The following is a 22,600-nucleotide window of genomic DNA, read 5'->3' as shown; positions in this document are numbered from 1 at the left end:
ACCAACAAGGTTAGAATTTATCTATCACTACCCGAGAATGCCGGAATATTGTGGGTACAATCTGCGGATGCAATCCGGGCAAATGTCGTGGGTGAACTCGGCATGGGTGTGCTTTCTGAGATAACTCTCGACGGAGTTCCATGTATCCTGTTCATCCTTGATTTGTTTACATACGGCACATATAGGAAGAAGTCCTCGTAGTGTGCGTACCTCGGATAATGCTTGTTGAAGTTGCTGCTCGGCTAGTTTCTGTTCTGTGACATCGGTGTGGGCGATTAAGGCGAGTTCAGAGCTACATGGTGACTCTGTTGTTGGCAAAGGAGTGAGTTCTAAGCGGAACCACCTCTGTTTCGAATTGGGGAGGCGTATCGCGATGTCGTATGTATGGTTACTGTCAAAAGGTGTTCGAATCTTTTTAAGTCGCTGGATGGTCTTATTGCTCTGATGATCTCGCTCATGTGACGTCCATACCTCTAGTAGATTGAGATAAGGCAGTGTACCGGATTCAGAATAAAAGTAAGCTGGTAAGTGTGTGTAGTCATGCATTTGACCAAGTCCTTGTCGCCAAGCGTTGTTGCAGCTACGAATGATCCAGTTGTTATCTACGATAATGAGCTGGTGGCGCATAAATTGATAAGATAGTTTCTCTAGATCGGTTGTTAAGTACCGCATTGGTTGAAACCCTCCTTGTGGTCAGTTGGCGAATGAGACAGGGTGCTTTGCTAACGTAGATCGTCTGGAATTTGTAAAATATCTGCGACCTGATTCCGGAATCGGGTAGCCTTGCGTGTGCCGTGAATTAGGTTGGATAGACGGTATGGTGGGATGTCGTGTTGTTCGCAAAAGGTCTTCTGATCCATCTGGAGTTCGGTTAAACGGCGTTTGATGGCCCATCCGAATGGGGTCACGGGTTTCTTTTTGTTCAAAAGGGTTCACCCCTAGGTTAAAAGTAGTATTCAGTCGCTCCTACTTCGGGTAGAATGTAGGGAGATGCGCGCTGTATATTTCATTATATACGTTATTACGTCATGTAACAATTAAAAATGACGGAAATAAGTGTATTTTATGATTTAAAATGACGTAAATTCGCAAATTCATCCATTAATGAATAACAACAAAAACACGCCAGCAAAGGAGTTGCGGCGTGTTTTTGTTCAATTGGAGAGGTATGTGTTGCGGGAGAATGCGTGGGTACGCAGCTATGCTTTGAATGCATGTAACCCTGCACCAAGCATGTGGAAGCTTGGGAATAGTGACTTCATAGACGTTGCTGTTGCTTGTGCTGGTTCATCCGCAACGGAGGCGCTGACAGTATTCCATTCATGCTCTAGGTCTGTGGTTAGGTGAACCATCAGTTCCTGTATGCTTTGACGATCGAGGGGGATGGCTTTCGAGGCTTCCGTTATGCATGCATTTGAGGCTGAGTGGAGATAACCGAGAACTGCCTCCTCGACGGGGATATCGAGATAGTGGTTAATCCAGGCGTGAACAGTGGATAGGCATCCAACTGAATTATAGGTAGACAGGGTGTGCTCGAGTTTTCTGAAGTCGATCCAGGGATGGAGGGCTTGAGCGAGCTTGATTAACCGTTTGCCCATAGCGGAGGAGTGTTCCCTGAGATCTGGAGGGGTTCGCTGGACGTGAACTAGTTTGTCAATAAGAGCTGTTCGCCATGTGTCCTTCTGATCCGCTGCACTGTAGATTCCCTTAATTGCCATTCCTTCCAGGCGCACAATGCTCGGATGTAATTGACAACGCATGAATGATTCCAGGTCTGCTACGTTACGGATTGAACCTTCTGCTATAAGTGCATCCATGCCGAATGAATGAGTGAACCCTCCGACTTGAATGGAGGAATCAAGCAGTTTGACATAATCGAGCAGCTTATTCCCACGGTTCACGATCTTTCGCCTCCTACGTTCGCTAAATGTTATTATATATAACATTTTATTTCGTTTTGGTGCTGTTTATGAGTTTGAATCCGAATTATATGATATATATAATCACATAATTATCCGCTTTTTGTCAATTAAATCTTGTTTATTTTGCGCTAATTTCTTAATGTGTTAGTTATAATCACTCAACAAGTTATGTATTGGAGTGTGTGGTGATAATCTTGTCATTGAAAGAGAAATAGTAAATGTAATATTAGTGGTTATTCCATTGGGTTGCTCATTGAAGCTTATCAAGGGTAAAGGAACTACAAAAATAGTTCAAACTCAAGGATATGCAACTGCTGTGGAAATATGACGATTCATGCAGTTAGAGGGGGAACTATCGTATAAGACAGCTGAATTTAAAAAATGCTTTACTTTTATAATGAAACCCGGTATAATCAATTTTGTTGCCGATAATTTACGACATGCGGTCGTGGTGGAATGGCAGACACGCTATCTTGAGGGGGTAGTGGGCTTATGCCCGTGGAGGTTCGAGTCCTCTCGACCGCATCATAATGCAAGACAGAAGAAGCTTCCGAACTCGGAAGCTTCTTTTTTGTTTCTAACGTTTTTATTTTATTCTAACTTCATTAAGCCTGACCGATTTGAAGTAAACGTATGATTTCGCCATCAATAAGCTCTCTACTTACTTGCATGAATCCTAACGATTCATATAACGTCCCGGCGATCTGATTGTCTGATCGATGTGCAATCATAATCCTTGTACCATTAGAAAAGTCACAGGTTGTAAATCGATGTTCATCCTTAGTTCCTCCCGAATTTCGAATTCGCAGAGGATCTAGTGCTCTACGATGATCTTGAACCCTTTCTCCGAACCATTGCAGTAAGTACTTTTTGCATACCACATCACTCCTCTCAACAGAACACTCTAATGTATATCATAAGCTCTCATGCCAAAATAAGCTCTTGAGTGCAAAAAAAGCCACCGACCAGAGAGTTCCTGCTTAATGCTGGGGTCTCCAGTGAGATGGCTGTTGGTTGTTCAATTTATTTTTTTAATAATTTCTCGATGTCAGCTTCAATCTGATCAGGAGTTGTTTTGGGTGCGTAACGCTTTACGACACGTCCGTCCTGATCCACGAGGAATTTAGTGAAATTCCATTTGATTGCTTTGGAGCCGAGCAGACCTGGAGCCTCTTTGGTGAGATGTTGGAACAGGGGATGAGCGTTCGATCCGTTGACATCGATTTTCTCAAACATAGGGAAGCTTACACCATAGTTCATTTGGCAGAACTCAGCAATATCATCGGATGAGCCTTTTTCCTGTGCAAACTGATTGCTCGGGAATCCGAGAACTTCAAAATTACGATCTTTGAATTTATTGTACAGCTCTTGCAGCCCTTCGAATTGTGGTGTCAATCCACACTTACTAGCTGTATTCACAATAAGCAGTACTTTGTTCCGGTATTGAGACATTTCTTGTTCTTGGCCTCGAAGCGTATTAACTTTGTATTCATAAACGGTCATAAAAATCGCCTCCTATATCGAATGGATTAATCCTATTTTGTATATATCTATTATATTGGTTGCAATTAAATAATGCAAAACTAATATTGGATAATTATAGTTTTAGTACTTTTTGAGCTTGAATTGGTCTTCTTATGGACGAATAGGTAGAAGATTTCTGTGATCACGAGAATTAGAGAGCTTTGGGGAGATGTATGAAGCAAAAATATGTTGTAAGCGATATCATTGGGTTGAAACGGCATAAATCAGTCGATTCGGTGATCTATGTACACTTTACATCAACATGACCTCGGTGTATGATTCATATCGTAATTTCTAATTTAATTTCTATTGTACATGAAAAAACGAAACAAACGATAATATCGATCTAATCAGTCATGATGTAAGAACGATGTTTTAATCGCTGAGTTTCCATTCATTCATGGGTGGAAAACGGGGGAACCAACAGGATGCGCTGTTCTAGGACGGTATGGATCCATGGGGTGAATTTTCCGGTAACAGCCGGAAATAGGGCGACTCTCGCGCCCGAATCCGTCAGCTAACCTCGTAAGCGTTAAAGGGAGAGGCAACAAGCCGTACGCTGGTTCATGGTGTTTTTGCCATGGATTCTTTAAGAAGCGTCCGGGAGGCCTTGGTCCCCCACGCTTCTTTTTTGTTGTCTTTTCACGCTAAGGGAGGAACGAATGATGGATAATGAGATGATTTTAGTAACTGCTCCGAACGAAGCGGGGCGCAAATTTATCAAACTATTGATGTACAAAAAAATGCCGTTTGCCGTTCTGACCAACAGTGCAGGGGAAGAGCGGAAACTCCGGAAGTTCGGGGTAGAGCATGTCATTCGCATGAATACGGCTGCAGCTGAGAAATGGTTCTTGCCTCAGAGTAGTGTAGGCAATGTTTTTATTTTTGAGAATAGTCTGAACTTGACCTGCCGTTATTTGCAGATCTGTCGTTCATGGACATCCAAGTCACTGTGTGTAATTACAGAACAGAGCCATCCAAAAGGAATTTATCGTGGCATGGGGGCCGATCGGATTGTCTATTCATTAAACGGAGAAGTGGGCTTCCTGCTTAACGGTTGATGCTGCAACCGATGATTGCTCCCTTGTCAGGTGCCTGATATAATTGGACTAATAGATCATTATACTTATGAACAAAAGGGTAAACGGAATTTTGAGGAGACTCATGCATGAAGTGGGTCTTCTTTTTTTATTGTTCAGGGGTGCAGCAAGATAAGGAGGAATTGATGTGCCGGATGTACGTGGGTTAAAATGGTTGTTCTTCGATGTAGGAGATACGCTAGTGGACGAATGGGAGCCTGTAGACGATATTATCGGTCAGTTCGTGAGAGAAGCCTGTGCGCTTGGATATCCGGTGCAGATCGAGACTGTACGGGAGATATTTGTCACCTGTTACCGAAACTACGAGGCGTGGCCAATGAAAGTGGCGATACGTACGTTGATTAGCGATGAACAGCATAGAGAACAGATTCAGGCTAAATTGAAGTTTCGTAAAGAGCTTGAGCAACCTTATGCGTGCGCAGGTTCAGTGCTGAAATCACTGTCACGATATTATCGAATTGGCATCATTGCTAATCAGAGTCCGGGTACGGAGGAACGGCTAGAACGTTACGGTTTGCGTAAGTATGTGAATGTGCTCGCCTGTTCCGCTGAAGAAGGAGTGTCCAAGCCTGATCGTGAACTGTATGCAGTGGCATTGAAGCAGGCGGGATGCAAGGCGGAGGAAGCGGTGATGATCGGAGATCGCATCGATAATGACATCGTTCCGGCGAAGAAGCTTGGCATGCGAACGATACGCATTTTACAGGGGTATGGACGGTTCCAGCCTGAGCTTGAAGATCAGGATCACCCGGATTGGACAATTGATAATCTAGAGCAGCTTCTTCCTTTGCTTTTACCAGATCAAGACTAGGAGATATATACTCCAAAATAAAATTTGTAGCTGATGACCCTACTGGAGCATATCGTTCTGGGAAAGGTTTAAAAAAGAGCCGACCCATTTCAAGTGAACATTTCACTTTGGATGAGTCGGCTTTTTTTAGAATTAAAACAGAGCAATGGTCTGAATAATGAGGTACACATTCAGGACAACGATGACTGCAGCAATGATCCATGACGTAATTTTCAACCACAGTTTGTTAGCGAATGCACCCATACTCTTCTTATCACTTGTAAACATGACCAGCGGAATAACCGCAAAAGGAAGTTGTAAGGAAAGTACAACTTGGCTTAGGATCAGAAGTTCCTCTGTTCCATGCTCTCCTGCAATAGCGGTCACAATGACGGCAGGAATGATTGCAATCAGGCGAGTGACTAGACGCCGCAACCATGCAGGAATTCGAATGTTGAGGAACCCTTCCATAACAATCTGTCCGGCCAGAGTGCCAGTAAGTGTCGAGTTCTGACCTGATGCCAATAGAGCAACGCCGAACAGAACACTTGCAACAGTGGTACCGAGCAGGGGTGTGAGCAGATGGTAAGCATCTGCAATCTCGGCAACCTGTGTCATGCCGGCACTATGGAATACTGCCGCAGATACGATCAAAATCGCTGCGTTGATGAACAGCGCGAGTGTAAGTGCAATCGTGGAATCCATCGTTGTATAACGAATGGCTTCTTTTTTACCCTGCGGTGTCTGTTCGATCTGACGTGTCTGCACAATGGAGGAATGCAGATACAAGTTATGCGGCATGACGGTAGCTCCAATAATACCAATCGCGATGTAGAGCATAGCCGGATTCTGTAGAATTTCAGTGCTAGGTACAAAACCGTGAAGCACCCCGCCCATATCGGGTTTTGCCAAAAATAGATCAATACCGAAACAAAGGGCAATGGTCGCCATAAGTACAATTACAAGGGTTTCAAGCGCCCGGAAGCCTTTATTCTGTAACACTAAGATCAATAGTACGTCCACAGCTGTAATGATAACGCCGTATAACATCGGAATGTTGAAGAGCAGCTTCAAGGCAATAGCGGAACCAATAACTTCCGCTAGATCGGTGGCTGCAATAGCAAGTTCGCAGAGTACCCAGAGCATAATAACCACCGGCATACTGAAGCGTTCACGACAGGCTTGAGCCAGATCGCGTCCTGTGACGATCCCGAGCTTACCCGCGAGTGATTGCAGTACAACAGCCATCAGATTCGAGATGAGAATAACGGACAGTAGTGTATAACCAAACTGTGAACCACCTGCGATATCTGTTGCCCAGTTGCCGGGGTCCATATATCCGACAGCTACCAAGTAGCCCGGGCCAACAAACGCGAGGAACTTTTTCCACCAAGCTGCGTTCTGAGGAACCTTCATGGAGCTGTGAGCTTCCCCGAGGGAAGGAGCCATCCCAGCCGTGGATAACGATTCTCTGGAAGGAGTGTTAAATGGATTTCTTTTACTCATACAATAATCACCTGACTTTGAAATAATAATGTGACAATATGCGATATGTGATATATCTAAATTTTTATGTTTATTCTTACATTGTACTCCTTCAATAATTTTTGTCTAGTGCAACTTTTATGTGCGGGCACAAAAATAAGACGATATCTTTATCAAGCTCCTCTGTATATTACCCATTGATCAAAAAAATACAGCCTCTGAGCGTTATCTGCATGAAAATGAAAAAGATGTACAAGCTGAATATGAATCCAACATGCGTTTCAAAATGAGCCAGAAGTTTAAAATGAATTGTAGGCAACAAAAAAACAAAGTGAAGGAGAGATTCTAATGGAAGCTTTATATACAGCAACAGCAACGGTTAAAGGTGGACGTACAGGCTCAGTAACTTCTTCGGACGGCGTACTTCAGCATGATCTGAAAATGCCTAAAGAACTAGGTGGCTCCGGTGGTGAGGGAACGAACCCTGAACAACTCTTTGCAGCCGGATATGGGGCATGTTATGAGAGTGCACTAGCTAACGTAGCGCGCAAAGCAGGTGTGAAGCTGGAGAACGTAGTTGTAACAAGTAATGTATCCATTGGTAAAGACCCTGCGGATGATGGATTCCAACTGTCTGTTCGTCTCGATGTAAGTATGCCGGGAGTGGATCATAGTCAAGCAGAGGATCTCGCTCGCAAAGCTCATGATTTCTGCCCATACTCCAAAGCAACTCGTGGCAATATTGACGTTGTATTGAATGTAGTATAACCACTACTTATAGGAAAAGAATTGATCCATAGAAACAGATAACCTTGATATCTGTTGCATAAGACAAGCCCTGCTGGTAATCGGCAGGGTTTTCAATTTCAGAACCTTTCTGAATAACCTCCTAATTAAATTAACGGATGGTGCAGGAGATTGTAGGGTCAGGAGCGTACTCTTTTACATAAATTATACTCTTATTTCATGTGAGCTATCCTAAAAAAGGGGGAACGCAAAAAATGAGTATTGAAGAGATGATCGAACGTCGGTTTGTATGTTCAAAGTGCCGAGGAACCGATTGTGATATTAAGGAAGTGTCGATGTCGGGGGCGGGTTTAAGCAAAGTATTTGATATTCAGCATAATCATTATTTGTTCATCACGTGTACTTCCTGTGGGTATGTAGAGGTGTTTAACCCGGATGTGCTAAAGGGAAAAAAACAAGGACAGGTAGGGACGATTCTGGATATTTTGTTTGGAGGATAAGATCACAAAAGGTTGATTGTAGGTAAGTATTCCGGAATATTCCAGTTCAGGCGTAGCTACTTGAGTTGACATGAGCCTGAAATTTCTTTAATATGACTTAGTACTGAGAAGTATCATTGCATGAACCAAATTTGAATTGACAGGTGATATCCATGTCTTATAGACCGAAAATTGCACAATTGCAAGTAGCTAGCCAAAATGAAAAAGACGGATTGTATGAGTTTACAGTAAAACTCGAAGATGGTACACATTGTCGTGTGTTCTACTCCCGTTCCCCAGAATGGAAGTTGACTCATATCAGTCGTCTGCAAAAAACACCTTGTCCAGTATGCCGCAAAGATTTCATTTGTAAATGTATGGATCAGTGGTCAGAAGATCTGCATCATCAAATGATTGATGAGCAATGGGTGGACAAAGGACTTGCTGAAGTAACTAAATAATATTTCGTCTGATTTCGGGTGAATAGCCCAGACAGATATGAGCGTAGGCACCGAGCCTACGCTCTTTTTCTATTTTTCATTCCTACTTCGGAGTGTGCTGTGTTTATTAGTATGATTCAGTGTTGCTCAATTTAGGGCATGCTCTAGTTGAACATAGTCTAAAATGGGTAAGTAATCTGATAGCAACAACTTTAGGAGGCCTGCATTATGACAGCTAATGACATCGAACAGCATCAAGGACACCCCATTGTGCTCGTGGACGGCGTATGCCATTTCTGCCAGGGCATTACTAAATGGATTATTAAGCGTGATCCGGAAGGTAAATATCATTTTGCATCTTTGCAGTCCGATATTGCGAAGGAGTTACTGCGGAAGGGCAATCTTTCGCCAGATCAAATGGATACATTTGTACTTATTGAAGATGGCGTTTATTATACGCGTTCTACGGCGGCACTTCGCTTAGCCAAAGGCCTCGCCTTCCCATACCCATTGTTATACGGGTTAATCATTGTTCCCAAATTCATACGTAATGCTGTATATAATCTGGTTGCTCGTAATCGTTATAAGTGGTTTGGTAAGGATGAGGCTTGTATGTTGCCGACACCAGAGATCAAAGAGCGTTTTTTAGAAATGTAGTTTAAAAAAAATTGCTTTTGATTACGAATGATGCCTGTGGGCATCATCAGCATCGAATATGGAATTCAGCCGAAAATCTTTTCATGATTAATAACGGGAAAAACTGGGTAATAAATAAGGATTATATTTATTTTGGGAGGAAATCAACTTGAAGAAGTGGACTACATTAATTATCGGGGCGTTATTATCAATCAGCTTGGCTGCATGCGGAAACGATACAGATAACAGTGCTGCAACGCCGCCAGCAAACAACGAATCAACCAATGAAGCAACCAATGAAGCAACGAACGAAGGTACCGCAACTGAACAACAGGAGACGGCAGCAATCCCTACGCTCGACGAATTAATTAACAAAACAAATGAAGCAACCAAAGCGATGAAGAGCTTCACAACAGACGCAAATATCGACCAAGTTTTGAAACTTGAGGCTGGCGAACAGTCCCAGGATCAAGAGGTTAAAACCTCACTGAAGATGGATATCATCAAAGATCCAATGATGATCTATCAAGAGATGAAGGTCGAAATGGCTGGGCAGGAAGCACAGAATGTGAAGCAATATATTACTTCAGATAATATCTATTCACAAGTTGGCGATCAGTGGGTTACGATTCCAGAAGATCAAACCAAGGAACTGATCGAACAGATGCAAGCAAGTATGAATCCGGAAGCGGAACTGGAGCAATTCAAAAAAATCGCTGAAGATACGAAGATTACAGAAGAGGGCGACAATTATGTGATCAACGCTGACGTATCGGGTGATAATGTGAAAGAATTAGCCAAATCCGTCATGGAGCAAAATGGATCAGATGCTCAGACTCAAGCGATGCTGGAGCAAATGAACATTACGAGCATGAAGATGAAGTATATGGTTAACAAAGAGACATATCTGCCTGCAGCTACCGATGTAACTATGGTAATGGAGATGGAGCAGAATGGACAAAAAGTAACCATGGATATGAAGATGAACTCGACCTTCTCCAACCATGACCAAGTAGAAGAGATTAAAGTTCCACAAGAAGCATTAGATAGCGCGAAGTAATCTAGCTCAATGCGAATTGGTGAGTAATCTCTAAACTATACGATTGTAAATCAAAAGCATGTCTTAACACAGTTCGGTGTGTAAACATTATGTTTGCACTCATCTGTGCAAGACATGCTTTTTGTTTATGTCCATCTTTCCTGGTCATGAATCAGGAAAGTATAGTAGAATTTATGTAAACGTTTAACGTGAAATAGCTTGGACAGTATCTCAAGAGAGGGGATTCAGAAATGATTCAATATGCACATTTACATCATGTCAGTCTGGCTGTACGTGATCTGGAGATTGCGAAGCAATTCTACTCTGGACTGCTACAGATGCAGGAGATTGAACGTCCGCCTTTTCGCTCTACAGGTATATGGTACGCCATTGGAAGTCAGCAGCTGCATTTGCTGCAGCATCCAGAAGGGCATACGCTGCGTGAAGCGGGGATTGATACGACAGATGGGCATTTTGCCATCTGGGTTACAAGCTATCAGGAAACCATAGACTGGCTCACGAAGCAAGGCATTGAATACGAAGCGAGACCAGATAGTGTGGCTGGCTTTGCACAGATTTTTGTGCTTGATCCGGATCGTAACATTATTGAATTTGGCGCATTGTATAATTCCTAATATGGATCATCGGATAGATGTCTACAACGAGTGCATGAGGTTAAGGTGAATTAGGCCATAGGATCATTTGTATAAATCTCTTGATCCTCCACAAATTGTATGATATATTATTCATACATTCATAGCACGTGACGGAAGCACCGTCCATATGCTGCATGCTCATGCAGTCATTGGACGGTGCTTTTTTGTGCTTTTTTTGCGGGGAGGGGAGTACATTGATTGTTCTGAAAGTAGTGCTTGCTTCAAAAGATCGAGAGTATATCAGCGCCTGGTTAGATTTTGTGCAGGGGAGCTCATCAGGCTCTGGTTTGCGATTCACAGCATTTTCACAATGGGAGCTATTCAGAGAGCATATGCATGAACAGGGGGAGCGAGAGATACCCGATCTGGTCATTGCGGAGCCGGAACTGTTGAACGCTTGGCTCAGTAATGGTGGGGACACCTCGGGGATCCCATGGTTAATGCTAAGTGAGGGGAATGATGAGGTGTATGAAGATAAACAGTTGATGAAATATCAACCTCTGCCCTCTTTGCTAGATGCGGTAATGAATGCATGCCGTCAGCCACGTCGTAAGAAAGCGCATCGACCCGGCCAGGACACCCTTTCCATTGGAGTCATATCTGCTTCAGGTGGAAGTGGGAAGACAGCAGTTGCTCTGCATATGGCGAAACAGTTAGGACTCGCTGGATATGCTGTGCTCTACCTTAATCTGGAGACATTAGACAGTACGCAACCCTTCCTTGAGAAGGGTCTAACTCGAGGCCTACAGCGTCAGCCTGATGCCGAAACGGGGTTGTCTCGACTGTTATATGATCTGAAGGTCAGCCGGAAAGAAACAGGAAAAGCAGTAAAATCCCAATCACAGTCCAAAGGTGTAGATCATTATGTGCTCCGTCATGAGGGATTGAAGTCCGATGTATTCTGGCCTCTATCCAATCGCAAAGAGTTGTTGCAAATGTCCAAGGAGGATACAGCTAATCTCATTCAACACCTGATCCAATGTGGACAATACGATGTCATTATTCTAGATGGAGATTCAGGTTGGGATGGACGCAGTGAAGGGATCATCGAAACAGCAGATACATTCGTATGGCTCGTAGAGGATGATATTGCAGCGATGCATCGCTGGGGGCAATGGATACAGTACGCTGAACGGGTGAAGCCGAACTGGATTGATAGTGTAATGGATCGTGCACGATTCGTCGTGAACAAGTATCGGGATAGTGTTGTGAATGCGACGCCAAGACCTGATCTGCATCTGGATGCCGTATTGCCATATATTCCATCCTGGAGGCAGATTAGTCAGGAGGAAGTACTGCTTAGCTCACCAATCTTTCAGCGAGAAGTGAAAAGACTGTGCGCACTGCTGATCCAGAATGGGGAGGAAGAGCTAACGCAGACAGGTCGAATTCACCAGGGAATGGGAGGAGGCTAATGACAGACTCATCCCTCAATGATCTGAACCGGGAAGAATTGTTCCAGCATATGCGCCAGGAAGTAAGGGCTGGGCTAGATCTGACTTCATCTGCAGGAGACGAGGAGTTATGGCAGGGAATTGAGCGGAAAGTGCTCTCTGATCCGAACCTGCATGACCTGACATCTGGTGAGCGACATACGTTGGTACAGCGGTTGTTTGACTCCTTCCGTGGGCTAGATATATTACAGCCGCTTGTGGATCATCCCGATATCACGGAGATTATGATTAATAGCCATAGGGAGATATTTGTAGAGCAAGCAGGTGAAGTTAGCCGGATTACACTTGAATTCGAATCCAAGGAACGGCTAGAGGATATTATTCAGATGATCGTGTCTGGGGTGAACCGAATTGTTAACGAATCTTCTCCAATCGTTGATGCCAGGCTTAAGGATGGTTCACGTGTCAATATCGTATTGCCGCCCATTGCCTTGAAGGGGCCTACGATGACAATTCGTAAATTTCCGAGTGAGCCGCTGACGATGTTGGATCTGATTCATAAGGGCGCCCTACATGAAGAGGCGGCTGAATTATTACAACAGTTGGTACGTAGTAAGCACAATATTTTTATCGGGGGCGGTACGGGTTCAGGGAAAACCACGTTCCTCAATGCATTATCTCAGTTCATTCCCGCTGATGAGCGGATTATTACGATTGAGGATTCGGCAGAGCTACAGATTGTGACTGTACCTAACCTCGTTTCTATGGAGACACGTAATGCCAACACCGAAGGTAAGGGTGAGATATCGATCCGGGATCTAATCAAGTCTTCCTTACGGATGAGACCCAATCGTATTGTTATTGGTGAGGTTCGGGGCGCGGAGGCGCTAGATATGTTGCATAGTACGTCTATAAAAATGGGTATGAGTAACGAGAGGAGTAATTGAAATGAAGAAAATGCTTGCTACTACAGGGGATTTTGAACGATATATAAACTTTAAACGTCCTATAGTTGTATTGTTTACTGGTGAGAAGGAAGAGGGAGTGATAACATCTCACAATGAATATGCAGTTAAGGTTAACGGGAATTATTATGTAAGGGAATCGTGTGTGTTTTGGTTAGAGTAGAAAGTAAGTTCGTATACATGGTATAATATCCCTATTACAATATAGAGGGAGAAATGTGAATTTGGGATATCGCAATTTGTTTATTGTCATGTCAGGCTTATCTAGTGGAGCAGCTATATTTTTGTTGTTTACAGCACTCTTTAAAATTAATCCTGTGATAGAATACACCAATTCCAGCATCGGGCAAATTAGAACAATGGGATATGATTTCTTTAGTCAGTTACAACGTATAGCAATAGATCCAACCAATATAGTAATTGCAGGAGTTGTACTTGCATTTTCGATGTATTGTATGATGGAAATAAAACGATATCAGACAGCCTAGACAGCCTTATGTGGCTGTTTTTTTGTTCTGTCCCATACCCATGTCGCCCAACTCCTAAAACTATAGCATGGACAATCTAGGCCTCCCGTAATCGTGTCTCTTGGTGACGCTGTGGTTCCGGATTTAGGAAATGCAAAAGTTGCTCTTCAGTGGTATCATTTGGCGATACCCCATATGTATCTTTACGTTTAAAATCACTTTGGCGGGTGCTATACTGTATTTAAGGAGTGAAGATACATATGAAGACAGATAGATTAGAAATTGAACAAATTCTTTTGACTCATCTTGAAATAGCTCTTAAAACTAAAAAAGTGAAGCACCAATTACAGGTTCAATTAATCGAATTAAATGTTCCAGTTGAAGAGATAAATTCAATAATATCTAATGTGGAGTCAGTTTCCAATTTAGATATTCCAATGCTTTATGGCCTGACCAAAGCTCTATATGAAGTAACAGAGGATAAAATATTCAACCCAGATAGGTATTTCGGTAAGCGAGAAATTAAAGAAGCGGAGATTGTTCTTAGTCAATCAGTTCAAGAAAGGATCACTCTACCTATCCATTTTGAGGAATGTACAAAGATTAAATTTGATAGTTATATCACTAAGATCTCAATTCAAACTTTAGTCAAGTTGTACGACAGCCAGTTAATTATTTATGACGATGAAACACAACGTGGAGTCAACTATAAGACAAACAAATCAGGAGGTATAGTTAGGACTCCTATTGTAAACAAGGCCAGTGTTAAAAGGATTGCTGATAAAATGGCTTCCAACAGTTATTTTGAAGATATGATCACTCTTAATGTATTCTCAAGTGAAGTAGACCCTGTCACGTACAACGAGGAGTCTAATACACTGACAATAAACGATGGAGTTGTTATATCCATCCTTGATGGTTTCCATCGCTTACAGGGTGGCGTGGTTGCGCTACAAGTCAATCCACACTTGGACTTAGAATTAATTCTATCAATAAGATCGTATGACCATGATACAGCTCAAAGATACTTTGGTCAGATTAATACAGTTAACGTGTTGAAGAAAGAAAGAAGAGAAGAATTAGCTCAGGAGAGATTGTCTGATAAAGTAGTGGCAAATATGCAACGTAAGTCTGAAATCGGGAAACAGATTGCATCATCTAACAAAGTAAGTTATTTAGTTGGAGAACTTACAACGTTTGATATCCTTTCTTACGCTATAGATAAAGTTTTCAAATTGGAAAGGCAATTTGATGTGCTTCAAGTATCGGATTACTTAATAGAATTCGTAGTTTATTTAGTAGGAAGCTATCCAGATAAGTTTTCAACCAATGTAAAACTACGAGGAAGTCACATTATGAGTCACCCTCTAATGTTTATAGGATATATCGTTCTAGCTCATTACATTTATGAGAAAAAGATTCCTTTACAGAAATTATCTCAATATATTGATAGCATTAATCTAGAAGATGGAAAACTATTAAATCTACTGAATGAAAAGAAGACATTAACCGGAAACAAGCGTATACGTGAGGATCTTATCAAGTATTTTGACTCTATATTTAGAGGTGTACAGTGTGAATAAAATCTATGATGAGTCCTTCTACAATTCAGCCGTGAAAGAACGATATTTGAAAAATCAGAGTCAAGCAGCGAGAATCTCATATGGACGTGTACTCAAGAGAGCTTCGAGTATTGAAGCTAAATTAGGTCGTGATCTATATGATTTTAACTTGGGCGAGATTAAACAGGTGTTGCTCTTGTTGAAGTCCACAAAGATGACAACAATAACTGCTACAGGAATCATAATACAAAATTATATAAGATGGGCAGTTGCACAAGATCTTAGAATAGACAATATCAATCCTTTAGATGCTGTGGCATCAGGTGAGTTTTATAAGCAATTTTTAGATACAAGTGAGCCTACATTATTCTCTCACGATGACATCATGCACTGGGTGGATGAGTGCATAAATCATCAAGATAAACTTGCCATACTCGGAATATTTCAAGGCATATACGGCAGACAATACAGTGAACTTTTGACCCTTAAAATGGAGAGAGTAAGAGAAGTTAATAGCGATCCGTTGAGTTATGAAGTTGAATTATTCAATGAAACATCAGATGGCAGTAAAGAATCAAGAGTGATACCCATCTCAAACAAACTTTATAACATTATGAGAATTGCCAACAATGAAGAGGTCAATTTCAAGAATAATGGATTAGAGTTTGAAGGCATGAGAAACAATAAAAACTATCTTACTAAAACGGACTACATAGTTCGTGGTGCGGCTGATGCACGTACAGGTGTTGAGGGTAACGTACCAGCAGCTTCTGCATTGATCAATAGAAGAATAAAGAAGATATCAGAGCTGTATCAAGTTCCAACTTTAACACCTACAAATATCAGAAACAGTGGAATGTTATATATGGCGTATGAATTGCATCAGGAAAGCGGGAAACTTGGCAAAGAGGAATATTTTTCTATTTGCGAACGTTACAATGTAGGACGTACACGTGATGGAGGTTATGTTTACGCTAGATTGAAAAAGGATTTCTTGAACATGGAGAACCTTGAATTAGTATATGGATTGGAATAATTTGATCGCATGGGGTGGCACTTGGTGTCACCCTGTAACTGGTTTACGTCACGTCAACCTGTTCACTACGCAACTTTGCACAGTCAGAATATACTTAGGACGAAATTTCGTCCCCTTTTACACACTACGAATATAACCAGTTTGATAAGTTTAACTGTGTACTCACTGTACACACACCTGATCGTCAAATTGACGAGAAGCTTCCACGAAAATATCGGGTAACCTATTGAAAACTCTTATCGGGAAATCATCCAAGATAGACAGGGAAATCCTCTTGGAGAAAATCACCCTTAATAAGTATTACTATAATTTAGACTTTAGACATGTATACACAGTATTTACAGGTGGCTTCGCAAAGCTAATCTACCATGTCTAAGATTGATTTTTGAATGTTGGTTGAATTATCTATTCTTTAATCAATACAAACAACCCTACAGCAAGGATAGTGAATGATACAGCCGTTATAGCCAATACATAGCTCATATCATTATCAATCACATATAGTACAGCTCCAATAAGCGCTAGAACGTTACCATTTGCCCAATAATATTTAGAGTATTTAATACTGATCATTCCTCTGATGTGGAGTTGTGATTAGTTAAATGTACATGGTATTATATTCCTATAGAATAATTAGGAGGTGAGACTATGGTTAGAAAAATAGGAGTCTTTGAAACTATGCCGAATACTAACATAATTGTGGTATCTGGCGTAGAAGAGTTAAAAGGAGCGAATGTTGCAGATGAGTATGAAACGTTCTACGATATGTTAACACTGCATGAGGCACAAACTCTCGTGTTTAATATCACTGCAAAATATACTATGGAGAACAAGCCTAGAACATTCACTGTAAACTTAAATGCAAAAGCAAATCGAAATGCACTATTAACCTTAGCAAAAGGATTGCCAATGTATTTTACAGCAGCCGACAATAACTCAATCATTGGGAATATGTTGGGAGCAGAGCTGCAGTTAGTAATGGCTAAAGAAGGTGCGGTACATATACTTATTGAAGATCCAATTATTCAATGGACTATTAGTACATTCGCTGATAAACACGCATAAAAATTTGACCCTATTAATTTAGGGTCTTTTTAATACTTACTTTTTATTTCTCTGATTTTCTCTTCAAGTTCTTGGATAATCTCCTGTTTTGTATTATCAAGAACAAATTGTAACTCTTCTCTGCTTGGATCGCCAAGTTTCTGACCCTCGTGTTCTTTCCCTTTCAAAATCCAATCTACAGATACATCGAAATACTCTGATATAGCAATAATTAAGTGGATATTGGGATCATTTCTATCATTTTCTAGATTGCCAATAGTTCCTTTTGTCACCTGTTTGTATGATGCGATTTCTCCATATTGGTTGTACACAGGTATCTTGATTTCATTGACAAGATCATTAACTGTCTTCATTTTCTTCATGCGTAGAAAGCGAACTCTTTTCCCTATACTATCTAACATGGCATACCTCACTAATGCTGAAATAAGTACTATGTAACTATTATATCAATAGTTTGGAGTAAATAAACTATTAGGTACAAACTTTTAGATTTGACATGGTTAAAATATTAGATTATATTTGTTTTTAGATACAAAACTTTGTATCTTCATATTTTTGAAGGTTAATGTTTTATTTCATGTTATATCTATTTTGGGTAAGAAAAAAACCACATCAATGGGATGTAGGCTCATGTTCATCTGTATCCGATACTTCTTCAAACTGGATCAACTCAGATATATCTGTGATGCCGAGGGCTGTAGCTATTTTTGTTAACATATCGAGGTTGATTTCTAAAAGCGAATTAAATCAGCAACGTTGTACTGTAACTATTATTTGTGTAACAACTAATAAACAACCTCCCGGAAAATTTCCGGTAGTCAATCCTATTATAGAAAGGTGTGTTGATATGGTAATAAAGAAAGTGTTGCCTGAAATTGATGTCAAAGCAATATCTTCAGTCATGAGTGAAATTTTCAAACAGTACGTGATATGTAAATGTACTGTCTCTAATCCAGATAGAGAGCAATACCAACGTGATGTTGAGTCTGCTGTAAATTTATTGGCTGACGAAGAAAAGGATTTGATTACCTATAAGTTTATGGTGAGTGAATACATAAAGGATTATCAGGTTTACAATTTTATGATTGACCCACCAATTTCAAAGGATACATTCATGAAGATTCGTGCATCTGCATTTTATAAACTTGCAATTTTATTTCAAGAGCGTGGTATCTTACAACTATAAATTGTAAGGTGTGCAAAATTTTGCGGAGCAGAGGGGAGAAATGCAAATGTATAGACATGGCAAATTGATTAATCGACAGCTATGTTTACTTACTCATAACGGTTCTTGGATATCGTTGAAATCTGTTGCAATGACCTATAGAACAAAATTAAACACCAAGGAGACTGATGCATATGGCAATCGTAATTATTCCTTCTATTAAACCTAAATCTTTAACGCTTGAATCGATCATTACCAAATTGAAGATTAACCCTAAAGCTCATAGATTGATAGCCAACCTCAAAGCTGTGCTTACTACAGATGAGTTACGCTACGATTTTATGATGCGAATCCCTTATAGTCCATCTGGTTCAAATATTCACGCTTTGCTTGATGAGATGAGAGATGAGCAGCTTCAATCCAATCCAATGTCGGATGATGCATTTTTGGACATGTATATGCTTAATCCGCTACAGGCTCTACGTAACTACTTCCTCCATAGTGTTGTTCTAGCTCATATTGAACGAATTCAGCAATGGGGTATAGATGTCAACGATATAATCAAACTGAAGCGAATGGAGAGTAACATACATCTCAATGATGTGCTGGAACGATTGTACACTTAATAAGGCGACGTGACAGGAACTAGATCGACTCTCTGTCGGGAGATTAATATAAAACGAAATTTGTAACATTGTACTGTAATGAGATTTTCATAATTCATATAACAATTTAAATAAATGGTTTTCCTGATAAAATTTTTGATTTCAACTTGATTAAGGGGGTAGCACCGTGAGCGATAAAATACAATCATTTGAATCAGATTTTGACAATTTACCTTCAGATGAAAAGGCAGCTTGGAACTATGATCACTATCGGCGTACTCGTGAAACCATTGAAAGATATTTTAAAAAGTATGGATTAGATGTTGCCATGATCATTGGAATGATGGAAAGAGCTAAAGAAACAGACATCAGATATGTCACTATGATCAATATCATTGATGCGAAGCTGTCACAGCCATTCAGTAGTGAACTAAGTGAAATAGAATCATTGTTTGCTGATTTGTTACGTGAAGTACTTAGACCACTTCCAGAAGAACTGAAGGGATGATAGATATGGAATGAAATATTGCTAATCAAACACAACCAATTGTTAATCGTATTGAGGGATTATTTGATCTACCTGAACTGAACAAGGAATTGAGTATGAAGGTATTGAATAAGTTTGATGACTACAAGTTTTGCTGTTTAATAGACAATGCTTGGGATGCAGTTATCAAAATGGTTGTTGCGTCTGCGCCTGATATTGGAGAAGAAAAGTCTCAAAGATTGGTGAGATATTTGGAAAGTGATCAGTATTATGACCATTTCGCCAATAAGATAGCTGAACATTTTGAGAGCGTTGTTGTTGAATTCTATCTTATAGCTAACAGTATCGTAATTTAGTATGTAATTGACTTAAGGGAAGGAGAACGAAATTCGATGTATGGCAGAGAGAGTTTGTTTGAAACGATTATGAGCCTGAATCATACGGAAATTCCGTATCGGTCACCTAGTAGTAAACGCAGAGCTAATCGTATCAAGCCAAATAAACAACGCAAACATAAGCTTAAGCCTGTAATAATTGAGTCAAGGTATAGTCATTTGGTTGCTGAAGGATCAAGATTAGATATAACAATTGAACAGCGTTTGCAGATACGAGAAGAGTTAACATTGATCAGAAAGCAGAAAAGAATGATGAAAATTGAATGTTACATATGAGGAGAGCGCAAAATTGCACTGTCCTTTTTTGTTCGTCTTTTCATTATAGACAATTTTGTCTACATTGAGATTCGTTAAAATATGCGACAAATATATATGAAAAGTGAATGAAATTAGACTGATATCTTTGTTAATGTTCGTGTTCTCAATATGCACATTTTTGTGCACATTGGATTATGTACCACTTAGACGTGTGAATAGGCAAATACACGAACATTCACAGTCTCCTTCAGTTTGAAGGTAACTGGTTAAGGTATTCTCAAAGTTGAGCCTTCGTCAAATTGACGGTAGTTTTTGGACGTTGTATCCAACTTGAACACGAGTGTCCATTATGAACATGCGTTGCGTTAAATCATATCGAAGCTATCCTCGCAATGATATATCAGACATTACATCCTAGAGTGAATGATTTCCTTTGAAGGAAAACGTTAATTCTCCCTCAGTGAACAATGACGGGACACTTAAACTCCCTCGTTGCATTGATTGACCATGAACAAGTAGTCCACGGTGGATTCGTGACCTAAGCTAAACTTAGGGTATCTCCCAATAGAAGGAACCCCTACTTGGCTTTGATCATATCTTTGATGTCGACCATATGATAGTCCACAACCTTAATCACGAAGTGGAAAGTTATCCACCTTGTCTTTCCCCCCACGCGGGTGAAAACCTTTGTGTTTAGTTAGACAATATAGTTACTATAACTTGGTTCCTTGAGGGAACTGGGTGTAATTGGATTCTCGTGCGACAGAATTGTCCGATGAGGAGTTTAGAATGCTGTAGGTTGAAACCACATCATTAATCTGAAAACGGAATTTTACGCTTTCTAACTTCAAAGATAAAAAGTCGAGTACACATTGTACCTGAGTTGACTAGGCAAAGTTGACAACACAAACTGTATTTATATCGGACAGCAGATTTGCGTTATGACCAATGTTGAACGGAAAATTCCGTTACACTAATTTGTGACGTCCTTTAAGGACATGGCAAATAATTTCCATATTGGCGGTCGATTTGGTCGACAGCGATCATTTATAATAGAACTGAGTAATACAAAGACAACCAGCGGAAATATTCCGTCAGTGAAACTCAATGGCGAATCACCTGTAAGTTCAAATATAACGAATCGTTACAATTGAATTCTAATGTCGTGAATCTCGACTTTTGGATACGGCGATTTACCATGTCTAAATCAACTAGCACGAAATTAGGGTAGGTTCATTCAGCCGAGACAACGAACGGTAAATATGATGGTCTGTCAAATTAGAATATATCATTATCACTATACAGTGTACTTAGTAGTATAATATTCCTATTAAGCATAAGGAGTGATGTAGGTAGTGGGTTGGGTATTTGATTGGATAGAGACTATGTGGAAAAACAATGTAATAGGAAGCGTTATAATGCCTTTGATTGCAGTACTTATAGGTTGGTGGCTTGCTAACATGAGAGCAGATAAGAAAGAGAAGAAAGATGAACAGAATCAGCGTATCAAGTTGTTACATATGCTTAGTCATGAGTTGGAAACTGTAATTAGACACTACAACGAAAAGAAAAAGTACTACACCAAAGAATCGTTAACAGGAAAATTGATTGTAAACAGTCCGTTATTTAATGTAGATAATCATAAAGACATGTTGAGTGGATTATGGGAATATTTAAGAGGATATGAATCATTAAACACAGCTATTGACACGATCCCTATGCAGTTCGCGCCAAAACAATTAGCCTTACTAGACGAGAGTAGGTATGCTAGTAACAATTACAACTTGGAAAAATATAAAGAACTATCAGACGAGTTTGTAAATAAGGAAATAGCGTCTATTATTGATGAATCAGTCCAATACATTATTACCGCAGCTAGGCCACTATTAGAAGAGGTAGAGAAACAAATTAAAATAATGGAAAGCAAGTAATAAAGTCCATTCGTTTTCTAACGGAAGGAGGTGGAGATATGATAGTGATAACTTTCTTGGATGATTCCAGTATTACAATTGAGAATGACACTGTATTAAACGGATATAAGAATGATTCAGATGATCCAAAGGAATCATACTACTTACGTCAAGTTTACTCTAATTCAATTGATGGGAGCGAAGGTAAAGAAGCTTCCCGGTTAACAACAGTTGATGGAAAGGTTGGTGTGATGGGATTCATCCTTTCAGTTGATTGTTTCTCTATTGGAAGAAATACAGAGAGCAACATACTTTATCGTTCATCAGCAGTGAAATCAGTAGAGAATACCAATTTTAGTTTCGGTTGATGATTAGCATCCTTATGGGTGCTTTTTCTTTTATATAGCTCACATTGAAATCTTAAGGATAGAATGAGTAGTAGTCAAGTTGACCACCACTGAATACTTCCTCTC

At 40.3% G+C, this 22,600-nt stretch carries 26 protein-coding genes, 1 tRNA gene, 2 pseudogenes and 1 riboswitch; of the genes and pseudogenes, 22 read left to right on the top strand and 7 right to left on the bottom strand.

Annotated features, from left to right (window positions below; all coding sequences use genetic code 11):
• Positions 1-27 precede the first annotated feature (27 nt).
• The 3 genes from MH215_RS10550 to MH215_RS10540 form a co-directional block, all read right to left on the bottom strand.
• Positions 28-672, bottom strand: coding sequence for a nitrogen regulation protein NR(II) (locus tag MH215_RS10550; RefSeq protein WP_239290114.1), 645 nt, complete (start codon positions 670-672; stop codon positions 28-30).
• A 50-nt stretch (positions 673-722) separates the two neighbouring features.
• Positions 723-926 carry a hypothetical protein gene (locus MH215_RS10545; protein WP_056699605.1) on the bottom strand — a complete coding sequence of 68 codons (204 nt, stop codon included), beginning with the start codon at positions 924-926 and terminating at the stop codon, positions 723-725.
• Positions 927-1,199: 273 nt separating this feature from the next.
• A complete protein-coding gene (locus MH215_RS10540; protein ID WP_239290113.1) occupies positions 1,200-1,901 on the bottom strand; it encodes an urease accessory protein UreF in 702 nt (233 codons plus the stop codon).
• Positions 1,902-2,364: 463 nt separating this feature from the next.
• Here MH215_RS10540 and MH215_RS10535 point away from each other — a divergent pair.
• Positions 2,365-2,447 (top strand) — tRNA-Leu (locus MH215_RS10535).
• A gap of 80 nt (positions 2,448-2,527) precedes the next feature.
• On the opposite strand, the gene MH215_RS10530 is transcribed toward MH215_RS10535, so the two are convergent.
• The gene (locus MH215_RS10530; protein WP_239290112.1) at positions 2,528-2,803 is read right to left on the bottom strand and encodes a hypothetical protein; all 276 of its coding nucleotides are present in this window, start codon (positions 2,801-2,803) and stop codon (positions 2,528-2,530) included.
• A 142-nt stretch (positions 2,804-2,945) separates the two neighbouring features.
• On the bottom strand, positions 2,946-3,425 hold the full coding sequence (locus tag MH215_RS10525; RefSeq protein WP_145050530.1) for a glutathione peroxidase: 480 nt from the start codon (positions 3,423-3,425) through the stop codon (positions 2,946-2,948).
• A gap of 391 nt (positions 3,426-3,816) precedes the next feature.
• A riboswitch (cyclic di-AMP (ydaO/yuaA leader) is annotated at positions 3,817-3,993 on the top strand.
• A gap of 115 nt (positions 3,994-4,108) precedes the next feature.
• Between MH215_RS10525 and MH215_RS10520 the strand changes: the two genes are divergently transcribed.
• Positions 4,109-4,507, top strand: a complete 399-nt coding sequence (locus MH215_RS10520) for a hypothetical protein (RefSeq protein ID WP_235540704.1) — start codon at positions 4,109-4,111, stop codon at positions 4,505-4,507.
• 166 nt (positions 4,508-4,673) lie between these two features.
• The gene (locus MH215_RS10515) at positions 4,674-5,357 is read left to right on the top strand and encodes an HAD family hydrolase (RefSeq protein WP_056699594.1); all 684 of its coding nucleotides are present in this window, start codon (positions 4,674-4,676) and stop codon (positions 5,355-5,357) included.
• A 132-nt stretch (positions 5,358-5,489) separates the two neighbouring features.
• Here MH215_RS10515 and MH215_RS10510 read toward each other — a convergent pair whose 3' ends face one another.
• Positions 5,490-6,785, bottom strand: a complete 1,296-nt coding sequence (locus tag MH215_RS10510; RefSeq protein ID WP_239290803.1) for an Nramp family divalent metal transporter — start codon at positions 6,783-6,785, stop codon at positions 5,490-5,492.
• Positions 6,786-7,169: 384 nt separating this feature from the next.
• Between MH215_RS10510 and MH215_RS10505 the strand changes: the two genes are divergently transcribed.
• The 13 genes and pseudogenes from MH215_RS10505 (at position 7,170) to MH215_RS10445 (ending at position 17,307) form a co-directional block, all read left to right on the top strand.
• Positions 7,170-7,589: an organic hydroperoxide resistance protein gene (locus MH215_RS10505; RefSeq protein WP_056699592.1), complete on the top strand. Its 420-nt coding sequence runs from the start codon at positions 7,170-7,172 to the stop codon at positions 7,587-7,589.
• Positions 7,590-7,822: 233 nt separating this feature from the next.
• Positions 7,823-8,068 carry a zinc ribbon domain-containing protein gene (locus MH215_RS10500; protein WP_239290111.1) on the top strand — a complete coding sequence of 82 codons (246 nt, stop codon included), beginning with the start codon at positions 7,823-7,825 and terminating at the stop codon, positions 8,066-8,068.
• Positions 8,069-8,220: 152 nt separating this feature from the next.
• On the top strand, positions 8,221-8,508 hold the full coding sequence (locus tag MH215_RS10495) for a hypothetical protein (RefSeq protein ID WP_239290110.1): 288 nt from the start codon (positions 8,221-8,223) through the stop codon (positions 8,506-8,508).
• 207 nt (positions 8,509-8,715) lie between these two features.
• Positions 8,716-9,144 (top strand): thiol-disulfide oxidoreductase DCC family protein, encoded by a 429-nt coding sequence (locus MH215_RS10490; protein ID WP_239290109.1) that lies wholly within the window; start codon positions 8,716-8,718, stop codon positions 9,142-9,144.
• Between the two features lie 148 nt (positions 9,145-9,292).
• Positions 9,293-10,183: a DUF6612 family protein gene (locus MH215_RS10485; RefSeq protein ID WP_239290108.1), complete on the top strand. Its 891-nt coding sequence runs from the start codon at positions 9,293-9,295 to the stop codon at positions 10,181-10,183.
• A 230-nt stretch (positions 10,184-10,413) separates the two neighbouring features.
• Positions 10,414-10,797, top strand: a complete 384-nt coding sequence (locus MH215_RS10480; RefSeq protein ID WP_056699563.1) for a VOC family protein — start codon at positions 10,414-10,416, stop codon at positions 10,795-10,797.
• A 215-nt stretch (positions 10,798-11,012) separates the two neighbouring features.
• A complete protein-coding gene (locus tag MH215_RS10475) occupies positions 11,013-12,233 on the top strand; it encodes a P-loop NTPase family protein (RefSeq protein ID WP_239290107.1) in 1,221 nt (406 codons plus the stop codon).
• Positions 12,233-13,144: pseudogene (locus MH215_RS10470) on the top strand (TadA family conjugal transfer-associated ATPase); the annotation flags it as partial. The gene MH215_RS10475 and the pseudogene MH215_RS10470, both read left to right, overlap by 1 nt.
• Positions 13,145-13,160: 16 nt before the next feature.
• Positions 13,161-13,340 (top strand): hypothetical protein, encoded by a 180-nt coding sequence (locus MH215_RS10465; RefSeq protein WP_239290106.1) that lies wholly within the window; start codon positions 13,161-13,163, stop codon positions 13,338-13,340.
• A gap of 61 nt (positions 13,341-13,401) precedes the next feature.
• Complete coding sequence (locus MH215_RS10460) at positions 13,402-13,665, top strand: hypothetical protein (RefSeq protein ID WP_239290105.1); 264 nt, start codon at positions 13,402-13,404, stop codon at positions 13,663-13,665.
• Positions 13,666-13,904: 239 nt separating this feature from the next.
• Positions 13,905-15,227: a DNA sulfur modification protein DndB gene (locus MH215_RS10455; protein WP_239290104.1), complete on the top strand. Its 1,323-nt coding sequence runs from the start codon at positions 13,905-13,907 to the stop codon at positions 15,225-15,227.
• Positions 15,220-16,242 (top strand): phage lytic cycle repressor MrpR family protein, encoded by a 1,023-nt coding sequence (locus MH215_RS10450; RefSeq protein WP_239290103.1) that lies wholly within the window; start codon positions 15,220-15,222, stop codon positions 16,240-16,242. Before MH215_RS10455 ends, MH215_RS10450 begins: the two co-directional genes overlap by 8 nt.
• Before the next feature lie 648 nt (positions 16,243-16,890).
• The gene (locus tag MH215_RS10445; protein ID WP_239290102.1) at positions 16,891-17,307 is read left to right on the top strand and encodes a hypothetical protein; all 417 of its coding nucleotides are present in this window, start codon (positions 16,891-16,893) and stop codon (positions 17,305-17,307) included.
• A gap of 167 nt (positions 17,308-17,474) precedes the next feature.
• Here MH215_RS10445 and MH215_RS29320 read toward each other — a convergent pair.
• Positions 17,475-17,708, bottom strand: a pseudogene (locus tag MH215_RS29320) (helix-turn-helix domain-containing protein); the annotation flags it as partial.
• A gap of 176 nt (positions 17,709-17,884) precedes the next feature.
• Here MH215_RS29320 and MH215_RS10435 point away from each other — a divergent pair.
• The 6 genes from MH215_RS10435 to MH215_RS10410 all read left to right on the top strand — a co-directional run bounded on the left by MH215_RS10435 (position 17,885) and on the right by MH215_RS10410 (position 22,495).
• Entirely contained in the window at positions 17,885-18,493 is a 609-nt protein-coding gene (locus MH215_RS10435; protein ID WP_239290100.1) for an ArpU family phage packaging/lysis transcriptional regulator, read from the top strand.
• Positions 18,494-18,666: 173 nt separating this feature from the next.
• Positions 18,667-19,098: a hypothetical protein gene (locus tag MH215_RS10430; RefSeq protein WP_239290099.1), complete on the top strand. Its 432-nt coding sequence runs from the start codon at positions 18,667-18,669 to the stop codon at positions 19,096-19,098.
• A gap of 166 nt (positions 19,099-19,264) precedes the next feature.
• Positions 19,265-19,585 (top strand): hypothetical protein, encoded by a 321-nt coding sequence (locus tag MH215_RS10425; RefSeq protein ID WP_239290098.1) that lies wholly within the window; start codon positions 19,265-19,267, stop codon positions 19,583-19,585.
• Between the two features lie 95 nt (positions 19,586-19,680).
• On the top strand, positions 19,681-19,920 hold the full coding sequence (locus MH215_RS10420) for a hypothetical protein (protein WP_239290097.1): 240 nt from the start codon (positions 19,681-19,683) through the stop codon (positions 19,918-19,920).
• Positions 19,921-21,572: 1,652 nt separating this feature from the next.
• Entirely contained in the window at positions 21,573-22,148 is a 576-nt protein-coding gene (locus tag MH215_RS10415; RefSeq protein ID WP_239290096.1) for a hypothetical protein, read from the top strand.
• Positions 22,149-22,186: 38 nt separating this feature from the next.
• Entirely contained in the window at positions 22,187-22,495 is a 309-nt protein-coding gene (locus MH215_RS10410) for a hypothetical protein (protein ID WP_239290095.1), read from the top strand.
• The last annotated feature ends 105 nt before the right edge of the window (positions 22,496-22,600 follow it).

Origin of the sequence: Paenibacillus sp. ACRSA (assembly GCF_022346845.1) — a bacterium.
GTDB lineage: Bacteria > Bacillota > Bacilli > Paenibacillales > Paenibacillaceae > Paenibacillus.
This window is presented reverse-complemented; position numbering and strand designations above follow the sequence as displayed.